The sequence below is a fragment of the Priestia sp. YIM B13490 genome (genome assembly GCF_042787735.1).
Classification (GTDB): domain Bacteria; phylum Bacillota; class Bacilli; order Bacillales; family Bacillaceae_H; genus Priestia; species Priestia megaterium.
Genome location: NZ_JBHZOT010000008.1, coordinates 1 through 17,039, shown reverse-complemented (window position 1 = coordinate 17,039; position 17,039 = coordinate 1). Strand labels below are relative to the sequence as shown.

Genomic DNA, 17,039 nt, shown 5'->3' with positions numbered 1-17,039 from the left:
AGAGAGGAAGTACAAAATGAGTCAAAACATTACGGGTATTATTGATCATACATTATTAAAAGCAGATGCGACAGAAGAGCAAATTACGGTTTTAGCACAAGAAGCAAAAGAATATTCATTCGCTTCGGTTTGTGTAAATCCAACGTGGGTAAAAAAAGCAGCTGAGTTATTAAAAGATGCTCCAGAAGTGAAGGTATGTACGGTAATCGGTTTCCCTCTTGGAGCTACTACTTCAGCAGTAAAAGCATTCGAAACAACAAATGCAATCGAAAACGGTGCAGATGAAGTAGATATGGTAATCAACATCGGCGCGTTAAAAGATAAAAACTATGACTTAGTGCAAAGCGACATTCAAGCAGTAGTAGATGCTGCAAAAGGCAAAGCGCTAGTAAAAGTAATTATTGAAACAGCTCTTTTAACAGACGAAGAAAAAGCAAAAGTTTCTGAGCTAGCTGTAAAAGCTGGAGCTGATTTTGTTAAAACGTCAACGGGCTTTTCTACAGGAGGCGCAACGGTAGAAGACGTAGCGCTTATGAGAAAAACGGTTGGACCAGATGTAGGTGTAAAAGCTTCTGGAGGCGTTCGAGGCTTAGAAGATGCAAAAGCAATGATTGAAGCTGGTGCAACACGTATTGGTGCAAGCTCTGGCGTATCAATTGCAAAAGGTCAATTAAGCAACTCTGATTATTAATAAATGACAGCAGGTTAGTACTAACTAACCTGCTGTAAACTAAGCAAAGGATGATGACTGTGGAGCCAAAACAATTAATAGATGAAGCAATCGCAGCAAGCAAACAGGCACATGTACCATATTCTCACTTCCATGTTGGTGCAGCTCTTTTAACAACCGATGGGAAGATTTATCGTGGATGCAATATTGAAAACGCTTCCTATGGATTGACGAACTGCGCTGAGCGAACGGCAATCTTTAAAGCTGTTTCAGAAGGGGACAAGCAGTTTTCAGCTATTGCAGTTGTAGGAGATACGGACGGACCAATTTCTCCTTGCGGCGCATGCAGACAAGTATTAGCTGAGTTCTGTGATGATCACACACAAATTATCTTAGCAAACCTAAAAGGAGATTTTGTGATTACCAACATCAACGAAATCTTACCGGGCTATTTTTCATCAAAAGACTTACAAAAATAAGTAAGCAGTGGAGGATACTATGAAATATTTAATTGGCATCTTAGGGTTACTCGTTGTCTTTGGATTAGCGTATCTTGCAAGTAATAACCGTAAAGAAATCAAATATAAACCAATCGTTATTATGGTTGTGATTCAAGTTCTTTTATCAGCTTTACTTCTTAATACAAAGTTTGGCTTGATTATTATCAATGCGATTGCCAGCGTTTTTGGAAAGCTGCTTTCATACGCAAACCAAGGAGTAGAGTTCGTATTTGGAGGCATTGCGAACAAAGGATCAATGCCGTTTTTCTTAAACGTGCTGCTTCCGATCGTTTTTATCTCTGTCTTGATTGGGATTTTACAGCACTTTAAAATTCTTCCTTTCATTATGAAATGGATTGGCTTAGTTCTCAGCAAGATTAACGGAATGGGAAAATTAGAGTCTTATAACGCAGTAGCTTCCGCGATTGTAGGTCAGTCAGAAGTATTCATTACTGTTAAAAAGCAACTAGACAAACTGCCGCCAAATCGTTTATATACGCTTTGTGCATCAGCTATGTCGACTGTTTCAATGTCAATTGTCGGTGCTTATATGACAATGATTGAACCAAAATACGTAGTAACAGCAATCGTTATTAACTTATTTGGCGGATTTATTATTTCTTCTATCATTAACCCTTACACAGTAACGGATCAAGAAGATATTTTAGAGGTACAAACAGGTCATAAGCAAACGTTCTTCGAAATGCTTGGCGAATACATTATGGATGGATTTAAAGTAGCAATTATCGTAGGTGCGATGCTAATTGGTTTCGTTGCGCTGATGGCTGCGATTGATAACGTGTTTGAAATGTTATTTGGTCTATCGTTCCAGCATCTTCTTGGCTATGTGTTTGCACCGTTTGCATTCATCATGGGTGTTCCTGCTTCAGAAGTTGTGGCAGCGGGTGGAATTATGGCAACAAAACTTGTAACAAATGAATTTGTGGCAATGATGAGCCTGTCGGATATGGCTTCAACATTCAGTGCTAAAACGCTTGGAATTGTATCTGTATTCTTAGTATCATTTGCTAACTTCTCATCAATTGGAATCGTGTCAGGAGCTGTTAAAGGCTTAAGCGAAAAGCAAGGAAATACAGTAGCGCGCTTTGGTCTTCGTTTACTATACGGAGCTACGCTTGTAAGCGTACTGTCAGCAATTGTTGTCAGCTTCATTTTATAAGTGTAATAGAAACAGAAAGAAAAGCAGTTTCCTTTTCAAAAGGAATTGCTTTTTCTTTTTTACATGTAAACTACAACTCCGCACATCCTAAAGAAAAACATCGACGCAGAGGAGGACAAGAAAAGCTGGGGGCTTTTCTTACTGAAAAATGGATCAAATTGGACTGTTGCTGTCAGGTGCAGCTTTATTTTTAAACGGACTGATGCTGCTTGGAAAAGCAGATGAAAAAAACGTAGGCGTATTTAACTTATTTGTTGGAGCTTTTCAAGTTATTGTTCCGTTTTATTTAATTATTACGTCAGATCAAAGCAACTGGATTTTGTATGAAAGAACGGCAATCTTTTTATTTGGCCTTACGTATTTGTATGTAGGGGTGACTGTATTAAAGGGAATGCAGGGAACAGGACTTGGCTATTACTCGCTTTGGGTATCGATTATCGCTTTAGTGTACGTTACGGTTTCTCTTGTTCACTATCATGACGTAGTTAATGCCATTACATGGATTCTTTGGTCGTTTTTATGGTTTTTATTTTATGTGCTTAATACGAGCAAAAAAGATGTATCTGCATATGTGGGGAAAGTGGCGATTGTCCAGTCGTGGGTGACGTTGACGATTCCAGCGCTGTTTTCACTAACAGGCGTATGGGGAAATAAGGATATGTACAATATGTGGGGAATCGTGCTGGTGGCGTCTATCATTTATTTCGTATATCTAGGGTATCGACTATTCTTTTCTCAGCCGCAAAAAATGATTTTGAAATAAAGTATTTACAAAAAATAGATAATAATGGTAAGATGTTAGAAATTAAATGCCGTGAAGAGAAAAGTAGACAGCGCGTATTCTTAGCAGAGAGCTCCGGAAGCTGAAAAGGAGCAAGAAAAACGCTGTTGAAACAAGCCTCTGAGCAGCGCATTGGATCTAACGTGATAGTGCGACGGCTGCTTCCGTTACAAAGCTAGAGTATAAGCGAAAGCCGTACTCGATAAGGTTTATATGGCGACATATGAACAAACTAGGGTGGCACCGCGATTCATAATCTCGCCCCTAAGACAAATGTCTTGGGGGTGGGATTTTTTTATTGATCGAAATCAATAGTGAAGCGGAGGCCTTTCTTTTATGAAAAATAAGCTGTTGTCTTGGAAATACCCGTGTTTATTACTGTTTGGAATTGGCATTAGCAATATCGGGGACTGGATTTATTTAATTGCTTTAAATGTCATGATGCTTGATATGACGAATTCGCCGCTTGCGGTTTCAGGGCTATACATGATAAAGCCGCTTGCTGCGCTATGTACAAATATATGGTCTGGAAGCTTAATTGACCGCATGAACAAACGGAAGCTTATGCTGTTTTTAGATTGGACGCGCGCGGGGATTATTGCTTGCTTTCCGTTTTTCTCATCCATACTGATCATTTATGTGCTGGTATTTATCATGAGTATGGCAAGTTCAATGTTTCGGCCAGCATCGATGGTTTATATCACAAAGCTTATTCCACGTAAAAAACGAAAAAGATTTAATTCGCTGCGCAGTTTGATTGATTCAGGCGGTTTTCTTATTGGGCCAGCCGCAGCAGGTGCGCTATTTATGATTGGAACGCCAGCGTTTGCCATTTATGCTACTGCTGCAGCGCTGGTATCGTCAGGAGTGGTTACTTTGTTTATGCCGAACCTGGATACAAAAACAGAAGTTAAAGAAAATAAGCTGTCTGTAAACACCATTCGAGAAGATTGGAAAGCGGTGTTTCGTTTCAGTAGAGCCAACAGATACATTATCACCATTTATGTATTATTCAGTTTCTTAATGGTCATGGCCACGGCAATTGATTCTCTTGAAGTTTCATTTGCAACAAAAGTCATTCCTTTGTCCGAAAGCGAATACGGATTTTTATTAAGCATAGCAGGAGCTGGCATTATGATTGGAGCAGTTGTGAATACACTGTTTGCTAAGAAGCTGTCGACGAACTTTCTCATAGGCGCCGGCAGTGTAGGGGTGTCGCTTGGTTATTTGCTGTATGCGTGTTCCTCTTCTTTTCAAACTATCGGAGCAGGATTTTTTAGCTTATCTTTTGCGTTAGCTTTTGCAAGTGCTGGTTTTCAAACCTTTTATCAAAACAGTATTCCCGTTGACATGATGGGTCGAGTAGGAAGTATATATGGACTGCTTGAGTCACTCCTGATCATTATCATGACTTTTTTATGCGGCATGGCTGCGCACATCTTTTCGATTCAGGAAGCTGTAATTGGTGGAAGCCTGGTTATGTTTTTAAGTACAATTGTATTGTTTTTGTGCACGTTAAAGCCGACGTTTTATAAAGTGAATTTGGTCAAAAAGCAAAGAATCTAACGCACGGGTACTAGTGGACAAATAAGCTAAGAAGCCGATAAAAAGAAATGAATACAGGATAAAGGATGGAAAAGCACAGTGAAAATGAAAGATGCGTTAAAGAAAAAAGGAATGTTTGTTAAAAAATTACCGAATCAAGGTGAATTCTTTCGAAAGCGATGGGAAAATGAATTTGCAAGTGCTTTAAGCGCATCGCAAAAAAAGAAAATTTATATGGACCAATTTTTGTGGCATGCGTTTAGCTATGAAAAGCTCCCTTGCTTGCAAGGAGAACAAGCGGTTCAAGCGTTCGAACAGCAAATAAAGAACGACTGTTATTTGCTGTTTGAGCATGATGAACGAGTGCTGCAGCTATCTAAATGTAAGCATCTAACAAGCGCTGATTTAAGTGAAAATACAAACATGTATTTAGAAGATTTATATGTGGTTGATAAAAACTTCACGTGGACTTACGTAATTACCCATGAAAGCTCATGTGAACCTTACTTTTACCGAACATAAGTGAAGATATGGCCTGCCGTGTTTATAAAGGTGTGTGCTTTCAGCTATTGAACTTATAACAGATATGCCTCCGTTTTTGCGTATAGTTTATCTTGTTGCAGTCCTCATTCCATCTCTTGCTGTGACGGCACGCCGACTGCATGACATAGGAAGAAGCGGCTGGTGGCAGCTCATTAGTATTATTCCGATTGCAGGAGTTATTTGTCTATTAATTCTTCTTTGTCTAAGAAGTGAGTCGCAGCTAAATCGTTTTGATGTACCTAATAAAGTTGCGTAGGACTTAAATGATTAGGTAGTTTAATTTAATAAATAAAGAGAGGGTTTGTCATGTACTGGTATATAAAAGCGTTAAAAAATTACGCGACGTTTCGAGGAAGAGCAACGCGTACGGAGTATTGGATGTTTACATTATTTGCTTATATCTTTACGCTTGTTCTATACGCCTTGGTTTTTATTGATTCAATTGCTCTACTTGTATCTATTTTAATATTGCTCTATGGAGTAGCAATGATTCTGCCTTCACTTGCTGTTACTGTTCGCCGGCTGCATGATACAGGAAGAAGCGGCTGGTGGTATTTAATTAACTTTGTTCCAGTTATCGGAGGCATTTGGCTGCTCATCTTACTTTGTCAAAGAAGCGAAGTAACAGCCAATATTTACGATACAGACACGCAGGCATCTTAACCAGAGTAGTTTATTAGTTTAAAAGTTAATAAACTAATAGACAAATTATTTTTAGCTAAAGAAAACTCCTGTTAAAAAGGAGTTTTCTTTTTTTTATTTTCCCACACGCTGCTGGGAAGTTCTTTTCGAAGAACAGGTGCAATATCATCTGCAAAGCGCTCTAGCTGTTCGCGCTGTTCTGCTTCGCTTAGACCGTCTACGCTGATGCTCAGCACTTCGTTTCCATAAGCATGGTGATAGTCTATTATTTTTTCAATGATTTGCTCAGGGCTTCCTACTAAAGCAGGACCATGTTGAACGATATCTTCTAGTGATGTGAACGGCGATTGATTATGTTTGGCTGCTTCTGTATTGCTAAAGGCGTTATAATACGGGCGATAGCGGCGAATCGCTTCTTCCGCTGTATTAGAAATATAGAGGCTACTCGCCCCCGAACCGACGATGGCCTTGCGTGGGTCATGGCCATAATAAGCCAAACGTTCGCGGTAGTGGTCAATCAGCGCTTTATATTTAGCCTGAGGATGGAAGGAATTAGATGAAAATAGCGGCTCTCCGTATTTAGCCGCCAGTTCTGTAGACAGCGGGCTTGACGCGCTTCCATGCCAAACGGGAATAGAAGTTTGAAACGGACGAGGCTGAGTCGTAACGTTTGTCAAAGGCGAACGATAACGGCCACTCCACGTGACATTTTCTTTTGTCCAAAGCTGTTTTAAAAGAGCGTATCTTTCAGCAAGAGATTCCCATTGTTCTTCTTCTGTAATACCAAAAAGCGGATAATGACGCGGGTCATTGCCTTTTCCGATAATCAGTTCAAGGCGTCCACCCGATAGGTGATCAAGCGTTGCATAATCTTCAGCTACTCGTACAGGGTCTAAAATACTTAGAACGGTAACGGTCGTAAGGAGACGGATGTGTGACGTTTTAGCCGCAATTGCACTTAAAACAACAGGAGGAGAAGAAGACAAAAAAGGAGTTCCGTGTCTTTCGCCGACTCCGTAAGCATCAAAACCTAACTTTTCTGCCAGCACTGCTTGATTTAACACATGCTGAAACTTTTCTTGAGCAGTGAATATTTCTCCAGTAACCGGGTTCGGGATGTTTTGAATAAGACTAAATAAAGCAAATTTCATACGTTTTACCTCCAAAAGATAAAATGGTAGACGACAATAAAAAAAGCAAACGTACACGCATTATCGTGTCCATTTGCCTCCAGTTGACTGGTAGATATGTAGGTTCAATGTTTTATTAGTTGTATCTTAAGCGGTAGACACCGGGCTGTCAAGATAATCTTTTTCTAAAAACCTACTTGATTTATCGGTTAACTAGTATTATGATGTGAATAATCTTACACGAAGTAAGCCCACTGGTTAACCAGAGGCTCTTGATGAAGCAGCTGCTTCATCAAGAGCCTCTTTTTATTACATAATATAGGGATTTAGGGGAGGAACGTATGAAAAAATATTGGCTGTTTTTACTTTCAATTGTAGTAGCTGTGAGCGTGGCAGGATGCGGAACAAACGCATCTTCAAGTGCAGGAGAAAAGAAAGAAAAAGATGTTCAAACGATTGTGGTTGGAACAGGCACTCAGTTTCCTAATATTTGCTTTATCGATGATAAAGGCAAACTGACCGGCTATGATGTAGAAGTAGTAAGAGCAATCGACAAAGAGCTAAAGGATTATAAATTTGAATTTAAAACGATGGAATTTTCAAATCTGCTTCTCAGCTTAGAAAGTAATAAAATTGATATGATTGCTCATAACATGGCTCAGAACGCTGAGCGAAAGAAAAAGTTTTTATTTAATGATGAAACATATAATTATTCTCCGCTTTATGTAACAGTTCCTCAAAATCGAAATGATATTCATTCATTAAAAGATTTAGAAGGTAAAAAAATGATTGTAGGAGCTACAAGCAATGCGGCTGTCTATCTAGACAAATACAATCAAAAACACGGCAATAAAATCGATGTAGTTTACGCCGGTCAAGGTGCGGATGATGCCACAACTCAATTAAAAACAGGCCGGGCAGATGCTACGCTTGCGACACCATTTTCCATCGACTTTAGCAATCAAACGCTGAAATTTCAGCAAAAAACGGTTGGAGATATCGTGATTAATTCAAAAGTATATTTTATGTTTAACAAAAAAGACGAAAAGTTAAAGTCGGAAGTCGATCAGGCGATTAAAAAGCTGAAAAAAGACGGTACATTAAAAAAACTCAGCACAAAATGGCTAGGAGAAGACTATACGGTGCAAAATTGACTATCGCAAAAAAGCAGCTGCCCATACAGCTGCTTTTTTTGTATGATATAAATCCAATAGATAGAAGAAACGATCTGCAAAGAAAACAAAAATTAGTGTATAGTAGAGCTATAAGTACTATAAAAGCAGGACCGCAGTAGGAGGCAATTCATTGATTACGGATTTACAGCGCGGAGATTTCTTTCAAAAAGGACATCGTTATCGCAGAAAACAAATTCATAAGCTTTATAAAGGACAGGAACAAAGCGAAATATCAACGCCGAAAGCGCATCCATATATTTTTATTTTCACAAAAGAAAGCGGAAGTGAATACGGAACAGGACACGGGTGGAACAGAGATAAAACCGCTTTTTTCTATACAGGAGAAGGCCAAAGAGGATCGATGCAGCTCATTAAAGGCAATAAAGCGCTTCGTGAACATTTCTTATCAGGAAAAGCCGTTTACTTGTTTCACTACGTGGAGCCTGGAGTAGTAGAGTTCATTGATGAAGTGACGTATATTAATCATCAATTAGAAATCATGTGGGACTCAGACGGAGAGCTTCGTGAAGCTATTATTTTTGAACTTGAACGAAATCCTGTGATTGAGGAAAAAGCAGCAAAGCTGGATGTTTCACCTTATTCAACTGAACAGCTTCGCCATATAGCATTAGGAGAAGAAAAAAAGACAAGTATTTACGAACAAACGGCCGCTCTTAAACAATATGTTCACAAACGCGCAGCAGGTATTTGTGAAGCCTGCGGAGAAAGCGCGCCGTTTATCGCAAAAGATGGAAGCTCCTTTTTGCAAATGTACTATCTTTCAAAGCTTTCAGAGAGCGGATTCGCTAAGCCAAAGGACGCTGCGGCACTATGTCCCAACTGTTATAGTCGTCTACGCTACGGGAAAGATAGTGAAGTATATAAAGAAGAGCTGATTACTAAAATTAATGAAAAAGAAGCAAAAAATGAGTGATATCGTCTTTCTTCATTTTATAAAAAACCGTCTCTAGGCAGGGCAGCTGCCGAGGCGGTTTTTTTTGTATGTAGAATGACTTCAAAAAATAAAGGCAATAAAGCGTATAAAAATAATGGAAAAACAGATAATGAAAAACTGAAGCTTTTGTTTAGAAAATAGTAAAAGTTGGGGTGATGTGCTGTGGCAGACAAGTATGACTGTGTCATTATAGGTGGAGGAATTGCAGGACTTCAAGCCGCTATTCAGCTTGGAAGATATAAGCGCAGTGTATTGGTTATTGATTCAAACGATGGCCGTTCCAATCTTTGCAAAAATTATCAAAATATATTGGGATGGCCTGAGGGAATAAGCGGGCAAACTCTAAGAGAAACGGGAAGGCAGCAAGCAAAAAGCTACGGCATTCAATTTGCAGAAGAGCGTGTCCTTCAGTGTGAAAAAGAAATAGAAGGGTTTAACGTCATTACAAACTTTGCGAACTACGAAGCAGCTACTTTACTGTTTGCGACGGGAGTCGTAGACCGAATTCCGCCTGAACTTCAGCAAGAGCTATATCCGTGCATGGGAACAACCGTATATGTATGTCCCGACTGCGATGGGTATGAAGTAAATAATAGAAGGGTATTAGTACTAGGGTCAGGAAAAGTAGGAGCCAGTTTATCTCTTACGTTAACATATTGGACAAATGACATTACGTACATTAATCACGACAAAAAAGAAATTGGACCTTTAGCAGATACCTTGATGCAAAAGGGCATTACCTATAAAGAAGCGGCAATAAAAAAAGTCATAGCTGAAGCAGACATGTTAAAAGGAGTTATCCTCGAAAACAATGAATTTATCTATGGAGAAAGAGGTTTTTTAGCGTTCGGAGGAAATAAAGTTCGAACAGAATTAGCGCATGAGCTCGGAGCAGAACTTCTAGAAAATCAGCACATTATCGTAAATCCGCGTACAAAAGAAACAAATGTTTCAAACGTGTGGGCAGCAGGAGACATTGTAGCTCATTCTGAACAAGTGACGGTAGCGATGGGAGAAGGTTTACAGGCAGCTATTTGGATACACAAACGCTTGTTAGAGCTTTATGAAAAATAATTGGTTTTTATCCGTTTCTGCACACGCTACATTCTGAGTGGGAAAAGTCGATTTTTAGTGTTTTTTGTAATAAAACTCTGTACAGTATTCTGTGTTCAATAACCTTTCTTATTCTATTTTATATTACAATCGAATAAGAGAAAAATAAGAAAGAGTGATAATAGGTGTTTATTGGATATGCACGTGTATCAACAGGATTATAAAAATAAAAGGTATTTTCTACAAATAGAAAATACCCCCCCGTTGGTTGCTACATTAAAAAGGTTAGGTTTGTTATAGCGTGACTTTATTTACCTGATAGCATGGATGATTTAGGACAATAAAAAGGATTAGATTTTCTCGATGACCATTTAAAAAATGAACTATGTATAAATTTGAGAATAGAAACTTTGCAAAAACGAATAGAAGAAAGTATTAGAGCTTTTGATTTACGAAAAGTTGGATTTATTGTAAATGAATTGGCTAAAGACTCCAAATCTGACGTTAGTAAATATTCTGCACGTTCATTTGCCCAAGCCATAGCAACAGGACATATGAGAAGACAGGCAATGGTTAGCAGTGACTACGCAATAAAGGTAACAAATCTTCTAACACATAACTCCTTAGATTCCTCAACAAAGGAAAGGGTAAGGCAATTAAAGATAATAGATGAATTGTTAGAATCGCCAAGCTGATAATCAACCATAAGAAACAAGGACACTATGTTTTATTCAATATAGTGTTTTTCTTTATTCAAAAAATCAACAATAAAGTTTAACAGAGCCTTATAAAACTATTATTTTTATAAATTAGTTTGTTATTTTACTCCTTTACATAGAAGATGTGATCTTTTTATTTTTAATAAATTTTATCTTATTTAAAGTATATTAACATTAGATACTTTATTATTTACTTAATGTAACGTACTTTCTGAGAAGATAGGAAGGTAATAAAAGTAATGACCATCTTTTGAAATAAATGGGTATGATATATAATAAATCTTTAATCAAAACATTTTGAAGGGAAATGTAATATGAAAATTTCTAAGTCACGTAAAAAACATAAAGTGAAGCATCTGGAACCTGCAAGTATCTTGTTCGTGGGGTTTTTAGGATTAATATTGCTCGGCACCGGCTTATTAATGATTCCTGCTGCTACAAGCGATAGACATCATCTAAGCTTTATTGATGCTCTTTTTGAAGCCACTTCTGCTGTATGTGTAACAGGCCTAGCCGTGGTAGATACGGGGACAACATTTACTTTATTTGGACAGCTCATTTTGCTTGTACTCATTCAAGTTGGTGGCTGGGGATTCATGACTATTGGTATACTCATGTTTATTGTACTAGGTAAAAAAATAGGATTACAACAAAGATTAATACTTAAGGAATCTCTAAATGCTTTTTCGCTACAAGGCGTTATTGCATTAGTCCAACGTGTTGTGCTAATTACATTGGCTGTGGAAGGTATAGGAGCGCTTATCCTAGCTATTCGTTGGTCCCAAGAAATGAGCTGGGGAAAGGCTATTTATTATGGCATATTCCATTCTATCTCTGCTTTTAATAATGCAGGATTTGGTTTGGAACCAGATAATTTAAGCAAATGGGTAGGAGATCCAACCGTAAATATTATGATTACGTTACTTTTCATAATAGGAGGGACTGGATTTTTTGTCATAGCAGACATTTTTCAGAAACGAAACATAAGAAAGTTTTCTCTTCACACTAAAATTGTATTAGTTTCAACTATCCTACTAAATGCCGTGAGTACACTCATTATTTTTACTCTAGAATATCATAACTCTCATACTTTAGGTCAATTAAGCATGGGGGATAAATGGTGGGCAGCTTACTTTCAGGGTGTAGTTCCTCGTACTGCTGGTTTTAATACCTTGGATATCGGGGCGCTCACATTGCCTTCAAAAGTGTATATGATGGGTCTTATGTTTATTGGAGCGGCTCCAGGTTCAACAGGCGGTGGAATTAAAATAACTACGTTTGTCTTAATATTGTTTGCTTTATGGTCAGTATTGACAAATAAAGAAGAGATTAATGTTTTTCGACGCCGAATTCCTAAATCGCTTGTGTATAGAGCTTTTTCTATTGCTACTTCTGGCATTATTTTTGTTTCTATTATTTTCTTTCTACTCACAATCACAGAAAAAGGTATAGACATGTCTACCCTTTTGTTTGAAACGTTCTCTGCTTCTGGAACAGTTGGATTAAGTGCTAACTTTACAGGAGATTTAAGTCCTATAGGCCGAATTCTGATTACAATTATGATGTTTATTGGCAGAGTGGGACCTCTTACCATTGGCTTTGTACTTGCGATTCGTTCAAACAAACAATCTAAAATTAGGTATGCAGAAGAAAAGATTCTTATTGGTTAAAAATTTATTTTAAATATATAATTTGGTCAACATATTCATGATTTAGGCACAAGTAGCCTAAACCACGAATATCTCTTTTTATTATAAACAAACTACTCAAGGTGCTGAGAATTATCTTCGATCTAAATCTCATTAACCTGTAGAAAAACTCCCTATTTATTGGAGGGAGTTTTTTCTAATTTTAAACTGTATATGATTTTAGTTAACATAAAGCCTGTTCTAGGTAGCAAGTAAAAAAGAAGCCTCTAGCTGAGACTTCTTTTTTACTTTTTTTGAACTTTCTTATTTTTATACGAGGTTAAATGTTAGCATCGTCTTTAAATTTTAAAATGGCTTCTACTGCCTTCTTGTATCCTCCAGAATCCCTTAAAGATTTTCCAATTTCCAAGCTTCTTTCTTTGAATGAAGAGTTTGATAGTACTTGTTCCGTTGTATTTCGTAATGTAATAGCATCCAGTTCTTGACGATTAAGTTGTAAACCAGCTCCTAATTCTTCAATTCTATTAGCCACTATTGGTTGATCCCCCATAACAGGGATAACCACAAGAGGAACACCAAAATAAAGCCCTTCACTCGAACTATTCATTCCACCATGAGTAATAAAAACATCTGCTTGTTGTAGTATTTCTAATTGTGGTACATAATTACGCACGATGAAATTAGGTGGAATATCCTTAAACTGGCGAATATCAGTCTGTTTTCCTACTGATAATACAACTGTAGCTTTACTTTCTTGGAATGCTTTAAAACAGGTAGTATATAACTCAGGTTGCTGATTAAATACTGTGCCCATTGAGATAAAGACGAGCCTATTACTAGGGATACTTTTTAAAGGAAGAGTTTCTACATCTTTCCGTGGCGCAATAGAAGGACCAACAAAGATGAAAGACTCATCAAATTTATCAGCATGGGGTTGATATAACTTAGAGGTAAATACAATCGTGATATCCCCAGGACAAGACATCAAGTTTTGACTATCACTGAGAATGACTCCATATTTATGCTTCCATTTTGTCGTTATTTCTTCAATTTCTCGATACCTTTGGGAGGTTTTATCTATTTCTCCTCTGCTCTTTATAAGGGCTGAAAAGATATCCTCATTAATGGCAAATGTTGTACAAGAAGATATTTTAGGTATTCCCAGTACATCAGCAATAATCCATCCTGCGGCGAAATTATTATCATAAATAACATAGTCGTATCTCTCTTCGCTTATTTCGTTTAAAACATCCTCTATAATCTTATCCATTGACCGTCCCATAAACAGCAACATTTCGAGAGGATCTATTTTTTCCGTCATCCTTTTCATTGGATCTATATTGCGTACAAAATTTTCATAAGGTCGAAATAAAGCACCTGTTTTTTCAATTTTATTTTTATATTCTTCCACACAGTAATAGACCACGTCTTCTCCCTTTTTCACTAGCTCTTCTACGAATGCAATGGTGGGATTAACATGGCCTTCTCCAGGAAAATTAAAGAATAATACCTTTCCCATTAAAATTCCTCCTTTTTTCACAATGAAAAATAACAAAATATTAATATATTTCCTTATTGTACCATAAAGTATTTTTAAATTTCATATATTTTCTTAATTCACATAATGTCTCTTACAGGAACCAGAAAGCCCTTTAAATAAACAAAAATATTTTCTTCTAATGTAAAAATGTATAGTTTTTATTTGTTTACCAAATGAAGAGTAGTGGTTGAATGAAAAAGGAAAATAACTATATATAAGAGAATGTATGTCAGTGGAAAGAAAATAGATTTATGACATTTTCAACAAGGCATCTTTACATAATTTTGATTTTTCCTATGAATAGATCGGAAATTTTTTATAAAGGGGATGGAAATCATGTTTCACGCGAAGGATGTTTTAGCCGATCAACTGTTAGCAAATGCTAATGACCCTAGCTGGTACCAGCCATTTTCAGCTTCGATTGAAAACTTGTCGGAAGAGGAAGCTTTTTGGAAGTCTAACAAGGACAGTAATAGTATAGATGAGATTGTGCAACATCTACTTTATTGGAATGAAACATGGCAAGCTAGGTATCAAAAGTCTCATGTCAATGCAATACCTTCTATAGGAAATAATAATAAAAGCTTTATAATTGTCGAAAATCAAACATTTGATCATTTAAAAGAGCGACTATTAGAAGTACTGTTACAATGGCAAGAGTTATTAACTGAAGAAAAAGTCGAAAGAGATGTAAATGGTTTTTCTGAACATGTGAAGTGGTGGGAGGTACTTGGAAATTTAACTACTCATAACGCATATCACATTGGTCAAATCATTTATATTCGGAAACTACAAAAAAGTTGGAAAGAGAATAGTGGTGAAGAGGATTAACCGAAGTCGATAATTGATGTCTCTGAATGAAATGGAGCATGAAGTTCTCCTTTTTTTATGTAGAATGTATTATGATGTACGAAGTACTTTAATATTTACTTAATGAATGATGAAACCTAGGTAAAAGAAAAAGTAGGTTTCTATCGAATGTAGAGTCGATTACAAAATACAGAATCTGCTCTTTTTATGACCAATGTTTCAGTAGGGCTACGATATATGTCATTTCCTATACATGTGTGTATCAAAGGTTATAGGACATTGTTCTCATGGTATACTATCGATTAATGACAAAACACATTGTATATGCAACATGTTTTGTTCATTTTCTGCTTTTGGGGGACAACTTCATTGTTTGTTGTCCTTCTTTTTATTTTATATAAAAAGAAGGACTTACTCTCCAGAGTACTGTTAACCTTAGTCAAGGGAGTTGAAACGTTATGAAAAAGACAGAGCACATCAAGAGGTATGAGCAAGGTATTACTAGTAAGTTTGCTGTGTACAGATTACCCTATGTTTATGACTTTTCTATTTACGCTATTGATATCTTTTATACTGATACAGAGGACTACTTCTTTGGCTGTGCCAAGAACACTACACTTGAAAGATTCTTTACTCGTAAAATCCACCAAGATGAACTAGGGTATTATTTCCCGTATGCTCAAGAAAAGGTCTATCTCAACAGTTTTAATCCAATAAAGAACAATAAGCTACAGTTTGTTCAATGAACTGGCTTTTTTTATGCCATCCAAGACAAATAACCTATCATATCACCATTATGAGAAGTAAATGCTAAGAATATCAGCATGATTAATCCTGTTGTTTTATTTGATATAAATATTTTCCCTTTATTCGAACATTCTACTACTTAAGAAACCCTAAAAAGTTTACTCAAAGATATAAAGGTGGATTCAATATAAATGAATAATAAGGCTTATATGGTCTTTCGTGAGATCTTCATTGTTTGCATTGTTCCCTTTGCTGTTATCTTTCTTACCGACCTTTTGGTGCAAATAACCAGTAAAAGAAATTGATTTATATTCTTCTCCCACTATAAACGGATAATAAATAGCAACTTGAGCAAACTACTCAAGATGCAATAGAGCATTATCAACATGACATCTAAATTTCAACGACTAGGAAAACTACTGTACAGGAGCAGTAGTTTTTTCCGTTTTTATGTTGTATAGAATATACAAGGTTAGTTAACGTAATGTAATTTATAGGAATGAAAGTATTTTAATGTTTATCTATAAGTGTTTTAATAGAAAAGTAAATATTTCAAAACAAGAAAGTGAGAACAAATGGACTTTATTTTTAATTTTATAGTTGAATTTATTGAAACAATAATTATAATGTGGCTTGTTTCGTTTGCATTAGAAAAACTGAATGTATATCAGCTAGAGAAAAAAACTAAATGGAAATTAATACTTACCCTTTCATTTATATTAGGTATTATCTTTGCATTAATTGACCTATTATAATATGTATATCGTATACAAATTTAATGATTCTCTGGTGAAAGATTCTATATAATAAAGGTTACTCAAGGAGAGGATTAAATGGATAAAGAGCTAGAAGAAAAAGTAGTAAGATCCTTCTTTACTAAGAGAATCCAAGATAGAGTGATGTTCGAACTTTTTTCTGCAAAGAAAAGAGAAGACGCATTACATCGTCTTAATCACAATTACACAAAGACGTTGAGAGAAGAGTACATGATTGAGATTCCTAAACCAAATTCTTGTGCCGATGACATCGCCAAATTATTAAAGCAGCACGGCGCAGGAAAAGAGTGTTATTCAATTTCATGGAACAAAAAAATAGACGGAAAAGAATTACCTTTACTTACAGCTCTTGAGGATGCAGTAGGTTATGGTTTTCCTTCTATTGTCGTTTGCATTCCAAATAAACTAGCATATTTTGAAGCAGAACAAGGATACGGACCTCCACCAAGGTATATTTTAAAAAGAGAAACGTAGATGTATGCTCCATACATTTTCAGTTTACATAATACCTCTTCCGGTACACATCCCAAAAAAGAACCCTTGGTTTTGAACTGAACCCAAAAAGTTAGACAATTTATATTTAAGCAACGTAGTTGGCATGAGTACGGTATTCGACTGGACTCA

General features: G+C 36.6%; 17 protein-coding genes, 1 pseudogene and 1 other annotated feature. Of the genes and pseudogenes, 16 read left to right on the top strand and 2 right to left on the bottom strand.

Features of this window, described 5'->3' with window-relative positions; all coding sequences use genetic code 11:
• The first annotated feature begins 16 nt into the window (after window positions 1-16).
• The 8 genes from deoC (at window position 17) to ACFX4R_RS21285 (ending at window position 5,882) form a co-directional block, all read left to right on the top strand.
• Window positions 17-691, top strand: a complete 675-nt coding sequence (gene deoC, locus ACFX4R_RS21320; protein WP_013057476.1) for a deoxyribose-phosphate aldolase — start codon at window positions 17-19, stop codon at window positions 689-691.
• Window positions 692-750: 59 nt separating this feature from the next.
• A complete protein-coding gene (locus ACFX4R_RS21315) occupies window positions 751-1,149 on the top strand; it encodes a cytidine deaminase (RefSeq protein WP_013057475.1) in 399 nt (132 codons plus the stop codon).
• A gap of 19 nt (window positions 1,150-1,168) precedes the next feature.
• The gene (locus tag ACFX4R_RS21310) at window positions 1,169-2,350 is read left to right on the top strand and encodes a NupC/NupG family nucleoside CNT transporter (RefSeq protein WP_013083603.1); all 1,182 of its coding nucleotides are present in this window, start codon (window positions 1,169-1,171) and stop codon (window positions 2,348-2,350) included.
• 148 nt (window positions 2,351-2,498) lie between these two features.
• A complete protein-coding gene (locus ACFX4R_RS21305; protein WP_025751370.1) occupies window positions 2,499-3,113 on the top strand; it encodes an AmiS/UreI family transporter in 615 nt (204 codons plus the stop codon).
• A 42-nt stretch (window positions 3,114-3,155) separates the two neighbouring features.
• Window positions 3,156-3,400, top strand: a binding site (T-box leader).
• Between the two features lie 67 nt (window positions 3,401-3,467).
• Complete coding sequence (locus tag ACFX4R_RS21300; RefSeq protein WP_162214438.1) at window positions 3,468-4,697, top strand: MFS transporter; 1,230 nt, start codon at window positions 3,468-3,470, stop codon at window positions 4,695-4,697.
• A gap of 84 nt (window positions 4,698-4,781) precedes the next feature.
• Entirely contained in the window at window positions 4,782-5,198 is a 417-nt protein-coding gene (locus tag ACFX4R_RS21295) for a DUF4275 family protein (RefSeq protein ID WP_377570401.1), read from the top strand.
• Window positions 5,199-5,232: 34 nt separating this feature from the next.
• Entirely contained in the window at window positions 5,233-5,475 is a 243-nt protein-coding gene (locus ACFX4R_RS21290) for a DUF805 domain-containing protein (protein WP_237074484.1), read from the top strand.
• A 50-nt stretch (window positions 5,476-5,525) separates the two neighbouring features.
• Window positions 5,526-5,882 carry a DUF805 domain-containing protein gene (locus tag ACFX4R_RS21285; RefSeq protein ID WP_043982754.1) on the top strand — a complete coding sequence of 119 codons (357 nt, stop codon included), beginning with the start codon at window positions 5,526-5,528 and terminating at the stop codon, window positions 5,880-5,882.
• Between the two features lie 71 nt (window positions 5,883-5,953).
• On the opposite strand, the gene ACFX4R_RS21280 is transcribed toward ACFX4R_RS21285, so the two are convergent.
• Window positions 5,954-7,012, bottom strand: coding sequence for an LLM class flavin-dependent oxidoreductase (locus ACFX4R_RS21280; RefSeq protein ID WP_377570279.1), 1,059 nt, complete (start codon window positions 7,010-7,012; stop codon window positions 5,954-5,956).
• 320 nt (window positions 7,013-7,332) lie between these two features.
• Here ACFX4R_RS21280 and ACFX4R_RS21275 point away from each other — a divergent pair, with 320 nt between their 5' ends.
• The 5 genes and pseudogenes from ACFX4R_RS21275 (at window position 7,333) to ACFX4R_RS21255 (ending at window position 12,563) form a co-directional block, all read left to right on the top strand.
• Window positions 7,333-8,145 carry an amino acid ABC transporter substrate-binding protein gene (locus tag ACFX4R_RS21275; RefSeq protein WP_377570276.1) on the top strand — a complete coding sequence of 271 codons (813 nt, stop codon included), beginning with the start codon at window positions 7,333-7,335 and terminating at the stop codon, window positions 8,143-8,145.
• A gap of 151 nt (window positions 8,146-8,296) precedes the next feature.
• Complete coding sequence (locus tag ACFX4R_RS21270) at window positions 8,297-9,100, top strand: SRA domain-containing endonuclease (RefSeq protein WP_043982758.1); 804 nt, start codon at window positions 8,297-8,299, stop codon at window positions 9,098-9,100.
• A 183-nt stretch (window positions 9,101-9,283) separates the two neighbouring features.
• The gene (locus ACFX4R_RS21265; protein WP_322552175.1) at window positions 9,284-10,195 is read left to right on the top strand and encodes an NAD(P)/FAD-dependent oxidoreductase; all 912 of its coding nucleotides are present in this window, start codon (window positions 9,284-9,286) and stop codon (window positions 10,193-10,195) included.
• A 341-nt stretch (window positions 10,196-10,536) separates the two neighbouring features.
• Window positions 10,537-10,869 (top strand): annotated as a pseudogene (locus tag ACFX4R_RS21260) (putative immunity protein); the annotation flags it as partial.
• Between the two features lie 338 nt (window positions 10,870-11,207).
• Window positions 11,208-12,563 carry a TrkH family potassium uptake protein gene (locus ACFX4R_RS21255; RefSeq protein WP_322552174.1) on the top strand — a complete coding sequence of 452 codons (1,356 nt, stop codon included), beginning with the start codon at window positions 11,208-11,210 and terminating at the stop codon, window positions 12,561-12,563.
• Window positions 12,564-12,861: 298 nt separating this feature from the next.
• Here ACFX4R_RS21255 and ACFX4R_RS21250 read toward each other — a convergent pair whose 3' ends face one another.
• On the bottom strand, window positions 12,862-14,061 hold the full coding sequence (locus tag ACFX4R_RS21250) for a macrolide family glycosyltransferase (RefSeq protein WP_377570273.1): 1,200 nt from the start codon (window positions 14,059-14,061) through the stop codon (window positions 12,862-12,864).
• Between the two features lie 357 nt (window positions 14,062-14,418).
• Between ACFX4R_RS21250 and ACFX4R_RS21245 the strand changes: the two genes are divergently transcribed.
• From ACFX4R_RS21245 to ACFX4R_RS21235, 3 genes are all read left to right on the top strand, one after another.
• Complete coding sequence (locus tag ACFX4R_RS21245) at window positions 14,419-14,913, top strand: DinB family protein (RefSeq protein ID WP_165575016.1); 495 nt, start codon at window positions 14,419-14,421, stop codon at window positions 14,911-14,913.
• A 437-nt stretch (window positions 14,914-15,350) separates the two neighbouring features.
• Entirely contained in the window at window positions 15,351-15,638 is a 288-nt protein-coding gene (locus tag ACFX4R_RS21240) for a hypothetical protein (RefSeq protein ID WP_165575017.1), read from the top strand.
• Between the two features lie 834 nt (window positions 15,639-16,472).
• Entirely contained in the window at window positions 16,473-16,889 is a 417-nt protein-coding gene (locus ACFX4R_RS21235; protein ID WP_098886629.1) for a hypothetical protein, read from the top strand.
• The last annotated feature ends 150 nt before the right edge of the window (window positions 16,890-17,039 follow it).

Excerpts from the sequence above, each read along its gene's own strand:
- deoC (WP_013057476.1), top strand. The coding sequence starts at position 17 with ATGAGTCAAAACATTACGGGTATTATTGATCATACATTATTAAAAGCA.
- ACFX4R_RS21310 (WP_013083603.1), top strand. The coding sequence starts at position 1,169 with ATGAAATATTTAATTGGCATCTTAGGGTTACTCGTTGTCTTTGGATTA.
- ACFX4R_RS21305 (WP_025751370.1), top strand. The coding sequence starts at position 2,499 with ATGGATCAAATTGGACTGTTGCTGTCAGGTGCAGCTTTATTTTTAAAC.
- ACFX4R_RS21300 (WP_162214438.1), top strand. The coding sequence starts at position 3,468 with ATGAAAAATAAGCTGTTGTCTTGGAAATACCCGTGTTTATTACTGTTT.
- ACFX4R_RS21295 (WP_377570401.1), top strand. The coding sequence starts at position 4,782 with ATGAAAGATGCGTTAAAGAAAAAAGGAATGTTTGTTAAAAAATTACCG.
- ACFX4R_RS21285 (WP_043982754.1), top strand. The coding sequence starts at position 5,526 with ATGTACTGGTATATAAAAGCGTTAAAAAATTACGCGACGTTTCGAGGA.
- ACFX4R_RS21280 (WP_377570279.1), bottom strand. The coding sequence starts at position 7,012 with ATGAAATTTGCTTTATTTAGTCTTATTCAAAACATCCCGAACCCGGTT.
- ACFX4R_RS21275 (WP_377570276.1), top strand. The coding sequence starts at position 7,333 with ATGAAAAAATATTGGCTGTTTTTACTTTCAATTGTAGTAGCTGTGAGC.
- ACFX4R_RS21255 (WP_322552174.1), top strand. The coding sequence starts at position 11,208 with ATGAAAATTTCTAAGTCACGTAAAAAACATAAAGTGAAGCATCTGGAA.
- ACFX4R_RS21250 (WP_377570273.1), bottom strand. The coding sequence starts at position 14,061 with ATGGGAAAGGTATTATTCTTTAATTTTCCTGGAGAAGGCCATGTTAAT.
- ACFX4R_RS21245 (WP_165575016.1), top strand. The coding sequence starts at position 14,419 with ATGTTTCACGCGAAGGATGTTTTAGCCGATCAACTGTTAGCAAATGCT.
- ACFX4R_RS21240 (WP_165575017.1), top strand. The coding sequence starts at position 15,351 with ATGAAAAAGACAGAGCACATCAAGAGGTATGAGCAAGGTATTACTAGT.
- ACFX4R_RS21235 (WP_098886629.1), top strand. The coding sequence starts at position 16,473 with ATGGATAAAGAGCTAGAAGAAAAAGTAGTAAGATCCTTCTTTACTAAG.